The 4879-nt window shown below is 76.6% G+C and carries 4 protein-coding genes; all 4 read right to left on the minus strand.

Going from position 1 to position 4879, the window contains the following annotated elements:
- Positions 1 to 1604, minus strand: a 1604-nt coding sequence (locus VGD85_RS23070) for a DUF3488 and transglutaminase-like domain-containing protein (protein ID WP_331065776.1), incomplete at its 3' end; no start/stop codon positions are given.
- Positions 1601 to 2779: a DUF58 domain-containing protein gene (locus VGD85_RS23075; RefSeq protein WP_331065777.1), complete on the minus strand. Its 1179-nt coding sequence runs from the start codon at positions 2777 to 2779 to the stop codon at positions 1601 to 1603. The genes VGD85_RS23075 and VGD85_RS23070, both read right to left, overlap by 4 nt.
- Before the next feature lie 3 nt (positions 2780 to 2782).
- Positions 2783 to 3772: a MoxR family ATPase gene (locus tag VGD85_RS23080; protein ID WP_331065778.1), complete on the minus strand. Its 990-nt coding sequence runs from the start codon at positions 3770 to 3772 to the stop codon at positions 2783 to 2785.
- 61 nt (positions 3773 to 3833) lie between these two features.
- On the minus strand, positions 3834 to 4879 hold a 1046-nt coding region (locus tag VGD85_RS23085; protein ID WP_331065779.1), incomplete at its 5' end, for a fibronectin type III domain-containing protein.

Below are 4879 nucleotides of genomic sequence, written 5' to 3' on the forward strand. Positions count from 1 at the left end.
GGCTCGGGGCGCGGGGTGCTCGAGGCGGTGGGCTCGTGGTCCAGGGCCGGCGTGTCGGCGAGCTCCGGCCGGCCGCGGGTGAAGGTGTCGTCGTGGGGAGTGGGGGAGAACGGCACCCAGCCCAGGCGCCGGAAGTAGACCTCCGGCCAGGCGAGCGCGTCGCGCCCGCGGACCACGCGGCTGCCGTCGGGCTGCACCGTGCCCGGGCGGAACCCGACGACGACCCGCGTCGGCAGGCCCGCCTGGCGCGCCAGGATCGCGAACGCGGTCGCGAACTGCTCGGCGGTGCCGACCTGCGCGCCCCGCCCGCGGCCGAGCAGGAACTGCTCGATCCTCCAGAACGCCGAGCCCGAGATCGCCCGCGGCGAGAGCCGCCGGCCCTCGCGCACCGCGGCCTCGATCGCGAGGGCCTGCTGGTACGGCGCGGCGTCGGGCGTGACGGCGGCGGCGTACGCCGCCAGCGGCGCCGGCAGGTCGGGCTGGTGGACGTAGTCGAGGGCGGGCCCCGAGGTCGGCACGGTCGCGCCCGCGAACCGCTCCGGGTCGGGCCGGTCGACGACCCCGGTCACCTCGTAGGTCGCGCCCGGTCCGGTGAGCGGGTCGTAGAGGGTCCCGGTGGCCGTGTCGACCACGACGCCGGCGTCGCTCACCGCGACCGGGTCGCCGGGCGAGGGCAGCCAGTGCCCGGTCAGCCCGTCGAGGGCGACCGACACCGTGGCGCTGCGTCGTCGCTCGCCCGCGAGCGGGCTCGCCGAGCCGGTGCCGAGCGGCGCGTAGCGGGTCGCCGCCCGCCACTGGGCGCCGTCGTACTCGTCGAGGGTCACCAGCCGCAGCGGCACCGCGTCGCCGGTGACCCGGAGCAGCTCCGCGTCGGGGTCGGCGGCCCAGGCGCCGAGCTGCGGCAGCGGGCTCGCGGCCTCCACGACGGTCACCGGCGGGTCGACGAGCGTGCGCGGGTCGAACGGCCGCTGGACGGGCACCAGCGCGACCGAGGCCACGGCACCGACGAGCACCACGAGCGCGGGCACGGCGACCACGACCCGCCGGCGGGCCGGCTCGGGGTGCTCGTCGAGCAGCACCCAGCCCAGCACCGCGAGGACCAGGATCAGCACCGCGAGGAGGCCCCACGGATCGCTGCGCCCGGTCGTGAGCAGCGTGCCGGCCACGTACAGCACGACCGCGCCGGCCACCGGGCCGAGCCGATGCCGGCTCTCGACCCGCAGGCCGGCGAGCAGCGACACCAGCCCGGCCAGCAGCACGGGCGCGGCCAGCAGGTCGGCACGCACGGGGTAGGGGCGCGGCGAGGTGAGCAACAGCGGCACGGAGTCGGTGACGGTGCCCGAGAGGGAGGTGTCGCTGCGCGCCGTCATGAGGTACGCCGCGAGCACCAGCAGCATCGCCAGCACCGACGTGGCGGCCCAGCGGGAGATCCCGAGCGCGAGCACGCCGCGCAGCACCAGCATCGGCACCACGCAGGCCGCGGTCAGCAGCAGCACCGGCAGCCAGCCCGGCCACGCCCCGGCCACCGCGAGGCCGCCCACGGCGACCAGCCCGGCCGACCAGGCGGTGAGCAGCCAGGGCGAGTGGGTGCCGTCGCCGCTCATCGGGCCGCGGCCTCGTCCCACGCGGCCGCCAGGGACAGCGAGCCGGCGCCGCGCAGCACCAGGACGCCCGAGCGCTGCTCGGCGCCGACGAGCGGCGTCGGATCGACGGCCGCGACGACCCGGGTGGCGGCGTCGCCGAGCAGCAGCGCCAGCTCGTGGCGGTCCGCGGCGGCGCCGGTCACGACGAGCGCCACGTCGTCGGCCGGGGCGGGGTCGGGCCGGGCCTCGGTCCGGTCGACGAGGTCGATCTCGGCGAGCATCCAGTCCAGGTCGCGGGCCTCGCGCTGGGGCTGGCGGGTCGGTGACCCGGGCACGAGCACCCGGTGTCGCCCGCTGAGCGAGGCGAACCGCAGCGGCAAGCCGCGTTCGACGGCCGCTCGGCACACCGCCGCGACCAGCTCCACGGCCTCCTCGAAGAGCGGTTCCGGCCCGTCCGGTCCGTGGTAGCCGCACGCCCGGTCGTCGAGGAGCACCCGGACCTGCGGCACCGCGGGGTCGGCGTCCTCGCGCACCATGAGCGTGCCGGTGCGGGCGCTGGTCGCCCAGTGCAGGCGGCGCAGGTCGTCGCCCATGGCGTACTCGTGCAGCCCGAGCAGGTCGGTGCCGCCCTGCTCGAGGCTCAGGTCGGTGCCGGCCGGCGAACGCCGGTGGCCGGGCATCATCGACGCCAGGGGGATCCGCCGGGGCAGCACCCGCACCTGCTCGACCTGGCCGGTCGCGGTCGACGTGGCCGCCATGCCCGCGACGCCGTGGCGGCGCAGGTGGACGGGCCCGACCGGCAGCAGGCCGCGGCGCGGGGTGGGGATCGGATAGCTGACCTCCACCGTGCGGGCGGGGCCCTGGTCGGGCAGGTCGACCGGCACCAGGGTGCCGTCGACCTCGTCCATCGCGTCGAAGCGGACCAGGCCGCGCCGCCGGCGTCCGGTCAGCCGCAGCGTCCCGGTGCACGGCTCCTGCCGCACGACCACCCGCGGGCTGACCTCGCGGTGCACCCGCGCGTCGCCGGTCACCAGGACGGAGACGACCTCGGCGACCACGACCGCGAGCAGCGCGCCGCCGAGCCCGCCGAGGAGCGGGTAGTGCCAGGCGACGCCGGCGCCGACCAGCAGCCCGCCCGTCAGCGCGGTGCCCCGGCCCCGGACGGTCAGCACCGACCAGGGCCTCGCCGACGGCATCGCTCAGCCCTCGTCGGGCTGGGGCGGCGGCACGTTCTCGAGTGCCTCGTCGACGATGCCGCCGGAGGTGTGTCCGGCCAGCACCGCGTCGCGGGTGAGCACGGTCCGGTGGGCGAGCACCGCCTCGGCGAGCCGTTGCACGTCGCTGGGCACGACGTAGTTGCGGCCCTGGGCCGCGGCGTACACCTGTAGGCACCGCACGAGGGAGCGCAGCCCGCGGGTGCTCGCCCCGAGCCGCACCCGGGGGTCCTCCCGGATCGCCACGCCGAGGTCGCGGACGTAGCGCAGCAGCGGGTCGGCCACGTGCAGCCCGGCCAGCCGCTCCGCCAGCGCCATCGCCTCGTCGGGCGAGGTCACGACCGGGACGTCGGCGACCCGTCCGGCCGTGCTGCCTGGGCGGAGCACCTCGATCTCGTGCTCGGCGTCGGGGTAGCCCAATCGGGTGCGCACCAGGAACCGGTCGAGCTGGGCCTCGGGGAGCCGGTAGGTGCCGTCGAGGTCGACCGGGTTCTGGGTCGCGATCACCACGAACGGGTCGGGCACCGGGTGGGCGGCCCCGTCGACGGTCACGGTGCGCTCCTCCATGACCTCGAGGAGCGCGGACTGGGTCTTGGCGGCGGCGCGGTTGATCTCGTCGGCGAGCACGACGTTCGCGAACACCGGGCCGGGCCGGAACCGGATCTGGCCGTCCCGGGGGTCGAACACCGTGGTGCCGGTGACGTCGCTGGGCAGCAGGTCGGGGGTGAACTGCACCCGACGTACCTGGCCGCCCAGGGCGCGGGCGACCGCGCGCGCGAGCGTGGTCTTGCCGGTGCCGGGCACGTCCTCGAGGAGCACGTGCCCGCCGGCGAAGGTGGCGACCAGCACCAGGTCGATCGCGCCGCGCTTGCCGTGCACGGCGCCCTCGATCGCGTCGCCGAGGCGTTGGTGCAGGCGCCGGAACTCGGCGATGTCGTCCTCGGTGGGGCTGAAGGGGGAGGCGAGGGCGGTCACGGGCTCTCCTGGGTGCGGCGCCCGGTGGGGCGAGGGGTGGGGCGGGGGGTGGGAACCGGGGTCACGAGCAGCGGGGACACATGACCTCCTGCTTGGTCAGCCAGGTGTAGACCGCGCTGCTCACCGACTCGGTGCCGTTGCTGGCCGTGAACACGATCCGGTGCTGGCGTACGCCGGAGTCCGCGCCGCGGATCACCCCGGTCTCGATGTCGACCGTGAGGCTGGTGGCGTCGCACGGCAGCTCGCCCTGGTCCTCGCCGTCCCGGTTGCCGGTGTGGGTCCACGAGCAGGTGCCGGTGAACCCGCGCCAGTCGTCCGGGGGCGAGAGCATCAGCCGGGTGGTGCCGTGGCCCATCCAGGATCGGCCGGTCCAGGTGTGCTCGGAGCGGTCGACGAGCTGCGCGCCGCCGGCCGGCAGCGCGGGCGGCTCGGGGCCGTCGTACGGGATCGTCTCGGTCACCGTGGGTCCGGCGCCCTTGGCGTTGGTGGCGGTGACGCGCACCGTGACCGGGCTGGGGTTGCAGTAGACGGTCGGGCAGGTGGCCACGAACGAGGTGCTCGTGGTGGGCACCTCGTGGGTCTCGGTGCCGTAGGCGTTGGTCATCACGACGGTGTAGGTGAGCACCGGCGAGCCGTTGTCCTGGGCCGCGGTCCACTGCACGTCGATGGTCGCGGTGGTGTCGTCGGGGTTGCCGCTGACCCGGCCCACGACTCCGGTGACGCCGGACGGCCGGCCCGAGGTCGTGACGGCGTTGGAGGGCGCCGAGGTCTCGAACGGCTCGCCCGCGCGGAACGCGGTGACCGTGAACCGGTGGGTGCCGGGCGCGACCGACACCGAGGCCTGGCGGGCCGCGCCGCTGACCTCGACGAGCACGGGGCCGTCCGGCTCCTGCACGGTGAAGGAGTCGGCGGGGTCGCCGGGGTGCTGCCAGGTGACCTGGACGCTGCCCGAGGGCAGCTCGAACGCGGTGACACCCCGCGGCGGCTGCAGCGGGTGCGGGGCGTTCGGGTCCACCGAGGGGGAGTCGGGGCCAGGGCCCCGGCCCGTGCCGCTGCCCGTGCTCGGCGAGCCGGTCGGGTCGGGCGCGCCGGACTGTCCGGGCGGGC

The sequence above is a fragment of the Nocardioides sp. genome (assembly GCF_036401255.1).
Taxonomy (GTDB): domain Bacteria; phylum Actinomycetota; class Actinomycetes; order Propionibacteriales; family Nocardioidaceae; genus Nocardioides.

Bases quoted from the DNA above. Each gene is read 5' to 3' on its own strand.
- VGD85_RS23075 (WP_331065777.1), bottom strand. From the start codon at position 2,779: ATGCCGTCGGCGAGGCCCTGGTCGGTGCTGACCGTCCGGGGCCGGGGC.